We start from the raw sequence: 13,442 nt of genomic DNA, 5'->3' as shown, positions 1-13,442 counted from the left end.
GCCTACGCTCGTCCATGACGACACCACTGCCCCCACCAGCAAGCGGAGCTGCCGCCATGCCGTCCAACGACGCACGCTCACTTCTTCCCACCGTCGTACCCACCGCTGCCGCCGGCGTCATCGCCGCCGTGATCAGTGGGGTGGTCGCCGGTGGAAAGGGTGCGCTGGGCGCGGTCGTGGCCGCGCTGGTGGTCATCCTCTTCATGGGGATCGGCGTCCTCGTCCTGCAGCGGACCGCAAAGCAGTTCCCGCAGCTTTTCCAGGCGATGGGCCTGATGCTCTACACGACGCAGCTGCTCGTGCTGTTCGTCTTCGTCGCCGTCTTCAAGGACACGACACTGTTCAACCCCAAGGCCTTCGCTGTGACACTGGTCGCGGCCACGGTCGTCTGGGTGGCGGCTCAGGCCCGCGCCCACATGAAGGCCAAGATCCTCTACGTTGAGCCCGAACCGTCTGATTCCCGTCAGGGCGAGAAGACGGGGTCCTCGACGTGACAGGTAGGGCCGGGATAAATACCCGTTCGAGACCCTGCTATCGTCCGGTGCCAACTGCGGCACTGCGGGCGCGGGCATCCGAGCTGACGCCTGCTCGATCGCGAGGCTTTGATGCCTGAGAGCCGCCCCCACATCCGAAACACCAGTCCGGTGCCGACTCGCGGCTGCGCGCCGCTCCGACACAACGAGGTTGCCGAACCCATGCGTCACGCCGAAGGAGCCCGCGGTGAGTGCTGAACAGACCACGCTCGCCTTTGACTGGAGCTGCCGCATCCTGGCCGACAACGGCTGTGGCTTTCCGGCGCCGGGCCTGCACTCCTTCCTCTTCAAGCCGATGTTCCACGTAGGCGGCTTCGAGTTCAACAAGGTGATGCTGCTCGCGCTGATCACCACGCTGCTGATCGTCACGTTCTTCACGATGGCTTTCGGCAAGGCGAAGGTCGTGCCGGGCAAGCTGCAGATGATCGGCGAGGCCGGCTACGACTTCGTACGCCGCGGCATCGTCTACGAGACCCTCGGCAAGCGCGAGGGCGAGAAGTACGTCCCGCTCATGGTCTCGATCTTCTTCTTCGTCTGGATCATGAACGTCTGGTCCGTCGTCCCGCTGGCGCAGTTCCCGGTGTCGTCGATCATCGCCTACCCGGCCGTGCTCGCCCTGCTGGTGTACGTGATCTGGGTGTCGCTGACCTTCAAGCGTCACGGCTTCGTCGGCGGCTGGAAGAACATCACCGGCTACGACAACTCGCTCGGCCCGATCAAGTGGCTGGTCTCGTTCATCGAGTTCTTCTCGAACCTGCTCGTCCGCCCGTTCACGCACGCGGTGCGACTCTTCGCCAACATGTTCGCCGGTCACCTGATGCTGGTGATGTTCACCGTCGCCTCCTGGTACCTGCTGAACAGCTACATGATCCCGGCCGCCGGTGTCTCGTTCGTGATGACCATGGCCATGATCGTCTTCGAGCTCTTCGTGCAGGCCGTCCAGGCGTACGTCTTCGTCCTCCTGGCCTGCACCTACATTCAGGGCGCTCTCGCCGAGCACCACTGAGCCTCAGCACGGACCCCGAAAACGTCCGGTGGTCAACCCCCACCGGTCCGTACATGAAAAGGAAGAATCAGCATGGCTGCCACTGAGACCCTCGCCCAGGTCACCGGTTCGCTCGGCTCCATCGGCTACGGCCTCGCCGCGATCGGCCCCGGCATCGGCGTCGGCATCGTCTTCGGCAACGGCACCCAGGCCCTGGCCCGTCAGCCCGAGGCTGCCGGCCTGATCCGTGCCAACCAGATCCTGGGCTTCGCCTTCTGTGAGGCGCTCGCCCTGATCGGCATCGTTATGCCGTTCGTGTTCGGTCAGTAATCACTTCTCACTGACGACACTTTTCGACGAAAGGCACTGATGTGATCGCCAACATCGTTCAGCTGGCGGCCACGGAGGAGCAGAACCCGCTCCTTCCGCCGGGCCCCGAGCTGCTCGTCGGCACGATCGCCTTCGCCATCGTCTTCTTCTTCTTCGCGAAGAAGCTCCTCCCGAACATCAACCGTGTTCTCGAAGAGCGTCGCGAAGCCATCGAAGGCGGCATGGAGAAGGCGGACGCGGCCAAGATCGAGGCCGAAAGCGTCCTGGAGCAGTACAAGGCCCAGCTCGCCGAGGCCCGCCACGAGGCCGCACGGCTGCGCCAGGAAGCCACCGAGCAGGGCACCGCGATCATCGCTGAGATGAAGGCGGAAGGCCAGCGGCAGCGTGAGGAGATCATCGCGGCCGGCCACGCCCAGATCGAGGCCGACCGCAAGGCCGCGGCCGCGGCGCTGCGTCAGGACGTGGGCAAGCTCGCCACCGACCTGGCCGGCAAGCTCGTCGGTGAGTCCCTCGAGGACCACGCCCGGCAGAGCCGCACCATCGACCGCTTCCTCGACGAGCTCGAGGCGAAGGCCGAGGTCGCACGATGAACGGAGCCAGCCGCGAGGCGCTGGCCGCCGCGCACGAGTCCCTCGACGCGCTGACCGACAACACGTCGGTCGACGCGGCGAAGCTCGCCGGCGAGCTGGCCGCCGTCACCGCGCTGCTCGACCGTGAGGTGTCGCTGCGTCGGGTCCTGACCGACCCGGCGCAGGCCGGCGCGGCCAAGGCCGAGCTGGCGGGCCGTGTGTTCGGCGGCCAGGTGGGCGGCGAGACCGTCGACCTGATCAAGGGCATGGTCCGCGCCCGCTGGTCGCAGTCGCGCGACCTGGTCGACGCGCTCGAGGAGCTGGCGAACACCGCAGACCTCACGGCGGCCCAGCAGGCCGGTGCGCTCGACAACGTCGAGGACGAGCTGTTCCGGTTCGGCCGGATCCTTTCGTCCAGCACCGAGCTGCGGTCCGCGCTGACCGACCGGTCCGCCACCGCCGCCGCCAAGAGCGAGCTGCTGAGCAGCCTGCTCGGCGGCAAGGCCGAGCAGGTCACCGAGCGTCTGGTCGTGCGTCTCGTCACGCACCCGCGGGGACGTAGCCTGGAAGCGGGACTCGAGTCCCTCTCCAAGCTGGCCGCGGGGCGCCGGAACCGGATGGTCGCCGTCGTCACCTCCGCGGTGCCGCTGACCGACGCGCAGAAGCAGCGCCTCGGCGCGGGTCTGGCGCGGATGTACGGCCGCGAGATGCACCTGAATCTCGAGGTGGACCCCGAGGTCCTCGGCGGGATCTCGGTGCGCGTCGGTGACGAGGTCATCAACGGCACCATCTCGGAGCGGCTCGACGACGCCAAGCGTCGGATCGCCGGCTGACACGGCTCAGCCACAACTGAATTGGCAAGACCAGCGGCCCGGTTGGGCCGTGCAGAGATTGCAGAAGATTCCTGGGGGTCGGCCCCCAGACCCCCAAAGAAACTTCGGGCCCAACAAGGAGAGCAGGGAACCCAGATGGCGGAGCTCACGATCCGGCCGGAGGAGATCCGGGACGCGCTGGAGAACTTTGTCCAGTCGTACCAGCCGGACGCGGCCTCGCGCGAGGAGGTCGGCACGGTCAGCCTGGCCGGCGACGGTATCGCGAAGGTCGAGGGTCTTCCCTCGGCCATGGCGAACGAGCTGCTGAAGTTCGAGGACGGCACCCTCGGTCTCGCCCTCAACCTCGAGGAGCGCGAGATCGGTGCGATCATCCTCGGTGAGTTCAGCGGTATCGAGGAAGGCCAGTCGGTCACCCGCACCGGCGAGGTGCTGTCCGTCGCCGTCGGCGAGGGCTACCTCGGCCGTGTGGTCGACCCGCTCGGCACCCCGATCGACGGTCTCGGCGAGATCGCGACCTCGGGTCGCCGTGCCCTCGAGCTGCAGGCCCCCACGGTCATGCAGCGCAAGTCGGTCCACGAGCCGATGGAGACGGGCTACAAGGCCGTCGACGCGATGACCCCGATCGGCCGTGGCCAGCGTCAGCTGATCATCGGCGACCGCCAGACGGGCAAGACCGCCCTGGCCGTCGACACGATCATCAACCAGCGCGACAACTGGCGCAGCGGCGACCCGAAGAAGCAGGTCCGCTGCATCTACGTCGCCATCGGCCAGAAGGGCTCGACCATCGCGTCCGTGCGCGGCGCCCTGGAAGAGGCCGGCGCGCTCGAGTACACGACGATCGTCGCCGCCCCGGCGTCCGACCCGGCGGGCTTCAAGTACCTCGCCCCCTACACCGGTTCGGCCATCGGTCAGCAGTGGATGTACGAGGGCAAGCACGTCCTCATCATCTTCGACGACCTCTCGAAGCAGGCCGACGCCTACCGCGCCGTGTCCCTGCTGCTGCGCCGCCCGCCGGGCCGTGAGGCCTACCCGGGTGACGTCTTCTACCTGCACTCGCGTCTGCTGGAGCGCTGCGCCAAGCTCTCCGACGACATGGGCGCCGGTTCGATGACCGGTCTGCCGATCGTCGAGACCAAGGCCAACGACGTCTCGGCGTTCATCCCGACCAACGTCATCTCCATCACCGACGGCCAGTGCTTCCTGGAGTCCGACCTGTTCAACGCCGGCCAGCGTCCGGCCCTGAACGTCGGTATCTCGGTCTCCCGTGTCGGTGGCTCCGCCCAGCACAAGGCGATGCGCCAGGTCTCCGGCCGTCTGCGCGTGGACCTCGCCCAGTTCCGTGAGCTCGAGGCGTTCGCCGCCTTCGGTTCCGACCTGGACGCCGCGTCCAAGGCCTCGCTGGAGCGCGGTAAGCGCATGGTCGAGCTGCTGAAGCAGCCGCAGTACCAGCCGATGGCGACCGAGGACCAGGTCGTCTCCATCTGGGCCGGCACCACCGGCAAGATGGACGACGTCCCGGTGCAGGACATCCGCCGCTTCGAGCGCGAGCTGCTGGACTACCTCCACCGTGAGGAGGGCGGTCTGATGACGTCGATCCGCGAGGGCGCGAAGATGTCGGACGACACCCTGACCAAGGTCGCGGACTCCATCGCGGACTTCAAGAAGCAGTTCGAGACCTTCGATGGCAAGCTGCTCGGCGAGGACGCTCCGGCGGCCGTCAACGTCTCCAAGTGACGACGGAAGGGACCTGACTCATGGGAGCGCAGCTCCGGGTCTACAAGCGTCGCATCCGGTCCGTCACCGCGACGAAGAAGATCACCAAGGCGATGGAGATGATCGCCGCCTCGCGCATCGTCAAGGCGCAGCGCAAGGTGGCGGCCTCCACGCCGTACGCGACCGAGCTCACCCGCGCGGTCACGGCGGTGGCGACCGGATCGAACACCAAGCACCCTCTGACCACGGAGGCGGACAACCCGGCCCGTGCCGCGGTTCTGCTCGTCACGAGCGACCGCGGTCTGGCCGGCGGCTACTCCTCCAACGCCATCAAGGCGGCGGACCGGCTCGTCGAGCGGCTCCGCGGCGAGGGCAAGGAGGTCGACACGTACATCGTCGGCCGCAAGGGTGTCGCCTACTACGGCTTCCGTGAGCGCAAGGTCACGGACTCGTGGACCGGCTTCACGGACAGCCCGTCCTACGCGGACGCCAAGAAGGTCGCGGCTCCGCTCATCGAGGCCGTCCAGCTGGACACCGCCGAGGGCGGCGTGGACGAGCTGCACATCGTCTTCACGGAATTCGTGTCGATGCTGACGCAGACGCCCGTCGACCGCCGGATGCTGCCGCTCAGCCTCGATGAGGCCGCGGAGGAGACGACGGGGAAGGGCGAGATCCTTCCGCTGTTCGACTTCGAGCCGTCGGCGGAGGACGTCCTCGACGCCCTCCTGCCGCGCTACGTCGAGAGCCGTATCTACAACGCTCTGCTGCAGGCCGCCGCCTCCGAGCACGCGGCCCGCCGCCGGGCGATGAAGTCGGCGACCGACAACGCGGGTGAGCTGATCAACTCGCTCTCCCGACTTGCCAACGCGGCCCGCCAGGCCGAAATCACCCAGGAAATCAGCGAGATCGTCGGTGGCGCCAGCGCCCTGGCCGACGCGACCGCGGGGAGTGACAAGTAATGACGACCACTGTTGAGACGGCCGCCGCCACGGGCCGCGTCGCCCGGGTCATCGGCCCGGTCGTCGACGTGGAGTTCCCCGTCGACGCGATGCCGGAGATCTACAACGCGCTGCACGTCGAGGTTGCCGACCCGGCCCTCGAGGGCGCCAAGAAGACCCTGACGCTCGAGGTCGCCCAGCACCTCGGTGAGGGCATCGTCCGCACCATCTCGATGCAGCCCACCGACGGTCTGGTCCGCCAGGCCGCGGTGACCGACACGGGCGCGGGCATCAGCGTCCCCGTCGGCGACTTCACCAAGGGCAAGGTGTTCAACACCCTCGGTGAGGTGCTGAACCTCCCGGAGGAGAACGCCAACGTCGGTGAGCGCTGGCCGATCCACCGCAAGGCCCCCGCCTTCGACCAGCTCGAGTCCAAGACCGAGATGTTCGAGACCGGCCTGAAGGTCGTCGACCTTCTCACCCCGTACGTCAAGGGTGGAAAGATCGGTCTGTTCGGTGGTGCCGGTGTCGGCAAGACCGTTCTGATCCAGGAAATGATCATGCGTGTCGCCAACCTCCACGAAGGCGTTTCCGTCTTCGCGGGTGTCGGTGAGCGTACGCGTGAGGGCAACGACCTGATCGCGGAGATGGAGGAGTCCGGCGTCCTCGACAAGACCGCGCTGGTCTTCGGTCAGATGGACGAGCCCCCGGGCACCCGTCTGCGCGTCGCCCTGGCCGGTCTGACCATGGCGGAGTACTTCCGCGATGTGCAGAAGCAGGACGTGCTCTTCTTCATCGACAACATCTTCCGGTTCACCCAGGCCGGTTCCGAGGTGTCCACCCTGCTCGGCCGTATGCCGTCCGCGGTGGGTTACCAGCCGAACCTGGCGGACGAGATGGGTCTGCTGCAGGAGCGCATCACCTCGACCCGCGGTCACTCGATCACCTCGATGCAGGCGATCTACGTCCCCGCGGACGACCTGACCGACCCGGCGCCGGCGACCACCTTCGCCCACCTCGACGCGACGACGGTTCTCTCCCGTCCGATCTCCGAGAAGGGCATCTACCCCGCGGTGGACCCGCTGGACTCCACGTCCCGCATCCTGGACCCGCGCTACATCGCGCAGGACCACTACGACGCCGCCATGCGCGTCAAGGGCATCCTGCAGAAGTACAAGGACCTCCAGGACATCATCGCGATCCTCGGTATCGACGAGCTGGGCGAGGAGGACAAGCTCGTTGTCCACCGTGCCCGTCGTGTCGAGCGCTTCCTGTCCCAGAACACCCACGCGGCGAAGCAGTTCACCGGCGTGGACGGTTCGGACGTGCCGCTGGACGAGTCGATCGCCGCGTTCAACGCGATCTGCGACGGTGAGTACGACCACTTCCCCGAGCAGGCCTTCTTCATGTGCGGTGGTATCGAGGACCTCAAGAAGAACGCCAAGGAGCTCGGCGTCTCCTGAGTCCCGTGACTCGCTGAAGGGGGCGGGCGCGTCCCGCCCCCTTCGCCACGCCGTGCGCTGCACGGTCCGGGGGAGACCCCGCAAGCCCGGCCTCTGAGCCGGGGGCGGGCCGGGACGCTTCGGCATCCCGAGCCCTACTAGACTTATGACCCAACACCCGGCAGTACCGCCGGGTGGTGACCCGAGGAGCCAACCTTGGCTGCTGAGCTGCACGTCGAGCTGGTCGCCGCGGACCGCAGTGTCTGGTCCGGCGAGGCCACCCTGGTCGTCGCGCGCACCACGTCCGGCGACATCGGCGTCATGCCCGGTCACCAGCCGCTGCTCGGTGTGCTGGAGTCGGGCCCGGTGACCATCCGCACGAGCGAGGGCGGCACCGTCGTCGCCGCCGTTCACGGTGGATTCATCTCCTTCGCCGACGACAAGCTGTCGCTGCTGGCGGAGATCGCCGAGCTGGCGGACGAGATCGATGTCCAGCGCGCCGAGCGTGCGCTGGAGCGCGCCAAGTCGGACGCGGACGCCGCCGCCGAGCGTCGTGCCGATGTCCGGCTGCGTGCGGTGGCGGTGCACTGACACCCCGCCCACAGTTTTGTCCCTCAGCCGCGGCCCGGGCTGGAGCTACTCCAGACCGTGCCGCGGCTGAGGCGATGCAGGTGCACGTGGTATTCGGTTTTACGGGACGATGCGAGGAGGTCGGTGGAGATGTTCCTCGCTCTTCTTGTGAGCGGCCTGGTCGTCCTACTGGTAGTGGTCGCGCTCTTGGTCTTCGGTCTGCGCAGGCGCCTGATCCAGCGCTCCGGCGGCACATTCGACTGCAGTCTGCGGTGGAACGTCCCCGAGAAGGGCGACCCGTCCAGCAAGGGCTGGGTGTACGGCGTGGCCCGGTACAGCGGTGACCGCATCGAGTGGTTCAGGGTCTTCTCGTACGCCCCCCGGCCCCGGCGCACCCTGGAGCGCTCGGCGATCGAGGTGCTCGCCCGGCGTACGCCGGACAGCGAGGAGGAGCTCGCGCTGCTGTCGGACTCGATCGTGCTCGGCTGCCTGCACCGTGGCACCCGCCTGGAGCTGGCGATGAGCGAGGACGCGCTCACCGGCTTCCTCGCCTGGCTGGAGGCGGCTCCGCCCGGGCAACGGGTAAATGTTGCCTGAATTCCTTGCCCGTTGAATGGGGGTCCCCCGGACGAAGTCTGGGGGAGGGTAAATGTTGCCTGAATTCCTGTTGCCTGAATCGGCTGTGACGCGGGGGCGGTGCGCATGCACCGCCCCCGCTCTCGTGCCCGGCTCCCGGGGCTACCCGAGGCCGCTGTTGATCGCACTCACGAGCTCGCCGTTCGTGGTGTCACCGCTGAACTCCCAGAAGAAGGCTCCGCCGAGCCCCTGGTTCTTCGCCCAGCCCATCTTGGACGTGACGGTGGCCGGGGTGTCGTAGCTCCACCAGTTGCTCCCGCAGCGGGCGTAGGCCGTGCCGGCGATCGTGCCGGTCGCCGGGCAGGTGTTCTTCAGGACCTTGTAGTCCTCGATGCCCTGCTCGTACGTGCCGGCCGCCGGTCCGGTGGCCGAACCGCCGGGCGCCGACTGCGTCACGCCCGTCCAGCCGCGTCCGTAGAAGCCGATGCCCAGCAGCAGCTTCGACGAGGGGACACCCTTGGCCTTGAACTTGGCGATCGCCTCGGCGGAGTTGAAGCCCGCCTGGGGGATGCCCGCGTACGAGGTGAGGGGGGAGTGCGGGGCGGTCGGGCCCTGGGCGGCCCAGGCGCCGAAGAAGTCGTACGTCATCACATTGTACCAGTCGACGTACTGCGCGGCGCCGCCGTAGTCGGCCGCGTCGATCTTGCCGCCGGAGGAGGCGTCGGCCGTGACGGCCGCGGTGACCAGGTTGTTCGCGCCGAACTTCGCGCGCATGGCCTGCATCATGTTCCTGAAGGCCGCGGGGCCGCTGGTGTCGCACGACAGACCGCAGGCGTTCGGGTACTCCCAGTCCAGGTCGATGCCGTCGAAGACGTCGGCCCAGCGCGGGTCCTCGACCAGGTCGTAGCAGGACTGGGCGAAGGCGGCCGGGTTCGCCGCGGCCTGGCCGAAGCCGCCGGACCAGGTCCAGCCGCCGAACGACCACAGCACCTTGATGTGCGGGTACTTCGCCTTCAGCTTGCGCAGCTGGTTGAAGTTGCCGCGCAGCGGCTGGTCCCACGTGTCGGCGACGCCGTCGACGCTCTGGTCGGCGGTGTAGGCCTTGTCGTAGTCGGCGTAGGCGTCACCGATGGCGCACTTGCCGCCGGTCACGTTGCCGAAGGCGTAGTTGATGTGCGTGATCTTCGACGCGGACCCCGAGGTGACCAGGTTCTTCACGTGGTAGTTGCGTCCGTAGACGCCCCATTCGGTGAAGTAGCCCAGCTTGACCTTGCCGCCGGGGCCGGGGCCCGGGTCGGTGCCGCCGCCGGTGGTGCGCACCGCGCGGGCGCCGCTGACGGGGCCGGTCTGGTCGGCGGTGTCACGGGCCTGGACGGTGTACGAGTAGTCCGTGCCGGCGGTCAGCCCGGTGTTGGTCCACGTGGTGCCGGTGACCGTGGCGACCTTGGCGCCGTCGCGCAGCACGTCGTAGTTCTTGATGCCCTTGTCGTCGGTCGCCGCGCTCCAGCTGAGCGTGACCGAGGTGTTCGTGATGTTGCTCGCGGCCGGGGTGCCGGGGGCGGAGGGCGGCGCGTCGCCGGGGACGGAGCCGCCGTCGCAGGACGCGCCGTTGAGCTTGCAGCCGGAGGGGGAGCCGGAGCCCGTGCCGTTGAAGCCGAAGGACACGGAGGCGCCGGGTGCGAGTGACCCGTTCCAGCTCTTGTTCTTCGCGGTCCAGTGGGTGCCGGAGTTCGTGACGTCCGCGTCCCAGGCGGAGGTGACGGCGGTGCCGGTGGGGAAGTCCCACTCGACGGTCCAGGAGCTGAGGGCGGTGGTGCCGGTGTTCTTCACGGTCCACTTGCCCTCGAATCCGGATCCCCAGTCGGAGACCTTGGTGTAGGAGGCCGTGGCCGACGCAGCGGCCTCCGCGGGGGAGGCCAGGCCGACCATGGCGGCGAGGGGGAGGAGAAGCGCGGTCAGGCCCGCGGTGGTTCTGGCTCTGAAGCTGCTTCTGGGGCGGGGCGCCCCGGTGACGGGAGTGCTCAAGGAAGCTCCTCGAGTTGCGGACGGACAAGTCGGGGTGGTCCGTGCACTGCGCACGCCGCGAGGCTCGCACGGCGTATGTGCCGTGAGAGTAGGAAGGTCTGGACCAATCGTCAATAGGTCCAGACCATAGGTGACGCCTGTCAAGCGGGACGCATCAGATGCCCAATTCCTGCGCCAGCACCGCCGCTTGGACCCGGCTGCGCAGCTCCAGCTTCCCGAGCAGCCTGCTGACGTGCGTCTTCACCGTCGCCTCCGCCATCGACAGACGGCCGGCGATCTCGGCGTTCGACAGCCCCTCGCCCAGGCACGACAGCACCTCGCGCTCGCGGCGCGTCAGCGCCTCGATGGCCGAGAGGCCGGGCGCCCGGGCGGGGCGGGCGACGCGCGGCACGGCGAACTCCGCGATCAGCCGGCGCGTCACCGCGGGAGCGATCAGGCCCTCGCCGCGTGCCACCGTGCGCACCGCTCCGATCAGGTCCCTGGCGTCCGTGTTCTTCAGCAGGAATCCCGCGGCCCCGGCCCGCAGCGCACCGAAGACGTACTCGTCGAGATCGAACGTCGTCAGCACGAGCACATCGGCCAGGCCCTCGGCGACCACCTGCCGGGTCGCCGAGACGCCGTCCAGCTTCGGCATCTGCACGTCCATCAGCACGAGGTCGGGCCGCAGCTCGCGGGCCAGCCGGACCGCCTCCTCCCCGTCCGCCGCCTCGCCCGCCACCTCGATGTCCGGGGCACTGCCCAGGATCAGCACCAGCCCGGCGCGCACGGCGCTCTGGTCCTCGGCCACGAGCACCCGAATGACCCGGGGCGGCGCCTGCCCTCCGGGTGCGTCCATCGGCGCCTGTGCGTCCGCCGGCGCCTGTGCGTCCGCCGGCGCCTGTGCGTCCGCCGGCGCCTGTGCGCCCGTTGCGTCCGCCGGCGTCCGCCCGCCCGGTGCGCCCGACGGTCCCGCTGCGTGCGTCATCCTGAAGGCTCCTTGTCGTCCGGTACGGGCAGCTCCGCCCGTACCCGCCAGGTCTTTCCGGTCCCAGGACCGGGCCGAGCCGCCGGCCCCGCCTCGAACGTCCCGTCCAACAGGGCCACCCGCTCCCGCATCCCGACGAGACCGGCGCCGGAGCCCGGCGCCCGCGGTCCCGGCCGTCGGCCGAACGGGCTCGTCACCGTCACGCTCAGCGCGCACCCCCCGTCGTTCGACACCTCCACCAGGACCTCGCCCTCCTCCGCGTGCTTGATCGCGTTGGTCAGCGACTCCTGCACGATCCGGTAGGCCGCCAGCTCCACCGGCGCGGGCAGCCGCGCGCCCTGTTTCCGTACGTCGTGCAGCGTGAACGTGAGGCCGCTCGACGCCCCGTTCGTCCGGGCCTGCTCCACCAGGGCGTCGAGGCCCGCCAGGGTGGGGGCGGCGGCCGGTTCCGCGTCACCGCTGCTGTCCCGCAGCAGCCCGATGAGCCGGCGCATCTCGGCCAGCCCCTCGACGCTGTTCTCACGGATGACCGTCAGCGCCTGCCGCGTGGTCGCCGCGTCGTCCAGCGAGAGCGCGGCGGTGGAGTGGATGGCGATCGCCGAGAGATGGTTGGCGACCATGTCGTGCAGCTCCCGCGCCATCCGGGCGCGCTCGGCGACGACGGCCTGTGTCCGGTCCATCTCGGCCAGCAGCGCGGTCTGCTCGGCGCGCAGGCGGGCCGCCTCCGCGGCCTCCCGGTGGTTGCGCACGATCGCGCCGGTGGTGGCGGGGCCGAACGAGACGAGCCCCGTGACGAGGCCGATCAGCAGGGCGCTCGGCTCCCTGAGCCAGGCGAGGAAGCCGATCGTCACCGCGAGCGTGATCATCCCGGTGGTGACCGGGATGCGGCGGGCGGAGGCGGGGGGTCCGTACACCACGGCCGCGTACACGATGTCCGCGAACATCAGCAGCGACACGATGCTGCCCGGGGTGAACGGGTCCACCACCACCGCGGCCGTACCGGCGATCAGGGCCGTGCGCGGCATGGTCCGGCGCAGCAGCTCCAGTCCGGCCAGCGCCACCAGCGGAACCAGCGTCACCCACGACGGCAGCGGGGCGTACGGGCCGTTGGTGTGGACCCCCAGCGACCACAGCAGCAGGCCGCCGAGCAGGCACACGGCCGCGATGAGGACGTCGTCGCGGTGCGGGCGGGGGAAGGACACGTCCCCATCCAACACGCTGGGGGCCGCCCACTGCCTCACCGTACGGGCGGAGCCGCGACTACATCGAACGATGCAGTCTCGGTTCGTCACTCACGACGACGAAACCGCGGTCCCGTGCCGACACGCTGGAACCGTACGAAAGGAGAGCCGTCGTGATCGTCACGCTGATCGTGGTCTGCGAGGTCGGCTTCTGGGTGCTGCTGGCCGCAGGACTCGCCACCCGTTACCTGCTCAAGATGCCGCGCACGGGGGCGGCGCTGCTGCTGTGCGAACCGCTGCTGGAGGTCGTGCTGCTCGTCGCCACGGCCGTCGACCTCGAGAGCGGCGCCGAACCGAGCTGGAAGCACGGCCTGGCCGCGCTCTACATCGGCTACACGGTCGGCCACGGCCACCGCACGGTCAAGTGGCTCGACGGACACGCCGCGCACCGCTTCGGCGGCGCGCCGCCGCCCGCGAAGCCGCCGCGCTACGGCATGGCCCGTGCCAAGCACGAGGGACGCGTCTGGCTGGGCACCCTGATCGCCGCCGGCGTCACCACCGTGCTGCTGCAGATCGCGATCTGGTACGTGGGCGACGCGAGCCGGACGGTTTCCCTGGAGAGATGGATGACCGTCGCATGGCAGGCGGCCGCGATCCACGGCCTGATCGCGCTGTCGTACGCGCTGTGGCCGAAGAAGGCCCCCAAGACCGAGCCGGAGCGCGAACCGGTCCCCGCCGGACGCGACTAGCGGTCTCCGCCCGGGGAAACCCCCCGGCCGCGGT

Annotated in this window: 14 protein-coding genes; 11 read left to right on the top strand and 3 right to left on the bottom strand. The window is 69.1% G+C overall.

The features are described from left to right. Positions 1-56: 56 nt before the first annotated feature. The 10 genes from ACWD0A_RS28360 (at position 57) to ACWD0A_RS28315 (ending at position 8,510) form a co-directional block, all read left to right on the top strand. Positions 57-494: a hypothetical protein gene (locus ACWD0A_RS28360; protein ID WP_177147595.1), complete on the top strand. Its 438-nt coding sequence runs from the start codon at positions 57-59 to the stop codon at positions 492-494. A gap of 274 nt (positions 495-768) precedes the next feature. Beyond that, a complete protein-coding gene (atpB, locus tag ACWD0A_RS28355) occupies positions 769-1,539 on the top strand; it encodes a F0F1 ATP synthase subunit A (RefSeq protein WP_177147844.1) in 771 nt (256 codons plus the stop codon). Positions 1,540-1,611: 72 nt separating this feature from the next. Further along, positions 1,612-1,848 carry an ATP synthase F0 subunit C gene (gene atpE, locus ACWD0A_RS28350; protein WP_147988146.1) on the top strand — a complete coding sequence of 79 codons (237 nt, stop codon included), beginning with the start codon at positions 1,612-1,614 and terminating at the stop codon, positions 1,846-1,848. Positions 1,849-1,889: 41 nt separating this feature from the next. Beyond that, positions 1,890-2,438 (top strand): F0F1 ATP synthase subunit B, encoded by a 549-nt coding sequence (locus ACWD0A_RS28345; protein ID WP_177147596.1) that lies wholly within the window; start codon positions 1,890-1,892, stop codon positions 2,436-2,438. After that, positions 2,435-3,250, top strand: coding sequence for a F0F1 ATP synthase subunit delta (locus ACWD0A_RS28340; protein ID WP_451302619.1), 816 nt, complete (start codon positions 2,435-2,437; stop codon positions 3,248-3,250). Before ACWD0A_RS28345 ends, ACWD0A_RS28340 begins: the two co-directional genes overlap by 4 nt. A 135-nt stretch (positions 3,251-3,385) precedes the next feature. Next, complete coding sequence (gene atpA, locus ACWD0A_RS28335; protein ID WP_451302617.1) at positions 3,386-4,984, top strand: F0F1 ATP synthase subunit alpha; 1,599 nt, start codon at positions 3,386-3,388, stop codon at positions 4,982-4,984. Positions 4,985-5,004: 20 nt separating this feature from the next. Next, positions 5,005-5,922, top strand: a complete 918-nt coding sequence (locus ACWD0A_RS28330; RefSeq protein ID WP_177147599.1) for a F0F1 ATP synthase subunit gamma — start codon at positions 5,005-5,007, stop codon at positions 5,920-5,922. Continuing rightward, complete coding sequence (gene atpD, locus ACWD0A_RS28325) at positions 5,922-7,364, top strand: F0F1 ATP synthase subunit beta (protein WP_451302615.1); 1,443 nt, start codon at positions 5,922-5,924, stop codon at positions 7,362-7,364. The genes ACWD0A_RS28330 and atpD overlap by 1 nt, the downstream gene beginning before the upstream one ends. Before the next feature lie 195 nt (positions 7,365-7,559). Beyond that, the gene (locus ACWD0A_RS28320) at positions 7,560-7,934 is read left to right on the top strand and encodes a F0F1 ATP synthase subunit epsilon (RefSeq protein WP_177147601.1); all 375 of its coding nucleotides are present in this window, start codon (positions 7,560-7,562) and stop codon (positions 7,932-7,934) included. Positions 7,935-8,063: 129 nt separating this feature from the next. Next, positions 8,064-8,510, top strand: a complete 447-nt coding sequence (locus ACWD0A_RS28315; protein WP_177147602.1) for a DUF2550 domain-containing protein — start codon at positions 8,064-8,066, stop codon at positions 8,508-8,510. A gap of 141 nt (positions 8,511-8,651) precedes the next feature. On the opposite strand, the gene ACWD0A_RS28310 is transcribed toward ACWD0A_RS28315, so the two are convergent. From ACWD0A_RS28310 to ACWD0A_RS28300, 3 genes are all read right to left on the bottom strand, one after another. After that, positions 8,652-10,418 carry a glycosyl hydrolase family 18 protein gene (locus ACWD0A_RS28310; RefSeq protein WP_451302649.1) on the bottom strand — a complete coding sequence of 589 codons (1,767 nt, stop codon included), beginning with the start codon at positions 10,416-10,418 and terminating at the stop codon, positions 8,652-8,654. Positions 10,419-10,668: 250 nt separating this feature from the next. Beyond that, positions 10,669-11,349, bottom strand: coding sequence for a response regulator (locus ACWD0A_RS28305; protein ID WP_451302647.1), 681 nt, complete (start codon positions 11,347-11,349; stop codon positions 10,669-10,671). 125 nt (positions 11,350-11,474) lie between these two features. Then, positions 11,475-12,680 (bottom strand): sensor histidine kinase, encoded by a 1,206-nt coding sequence (locus ACWD0A_RS28300; RefSeq protein ID WP_451302613.1) that lies wholly within the window; start codon positions 12,678-12,680, stop codon positions 11,475-11,477. A 152-nt stretch (positions 12,681-12,832) separates the two neighbouring features. Here ACWD0A_RS28300 and ACWD0A_RS28295 point away from each other — a divergent pair, with 152 nt between their 5' ends. Beyond that, complete coding sequence (locus ACWD0A_RS28295) at positions 12,833-13,408, top strand: hypothetical protein (RefSeq protein WP_451302611.1); 576 nt, start codon at positions 12,833-12,835, stop codon at positions 13,406-13,408. Positions 13,409-13,442: the final 34 nt, after the last annotated feature.

It is taken from the genome of Streptomyces sp. NPDC002867, assembly GCF_053591895.1.
This window is presented reverse-complemented; position numbering and strand designations above follow the sequence as displayed.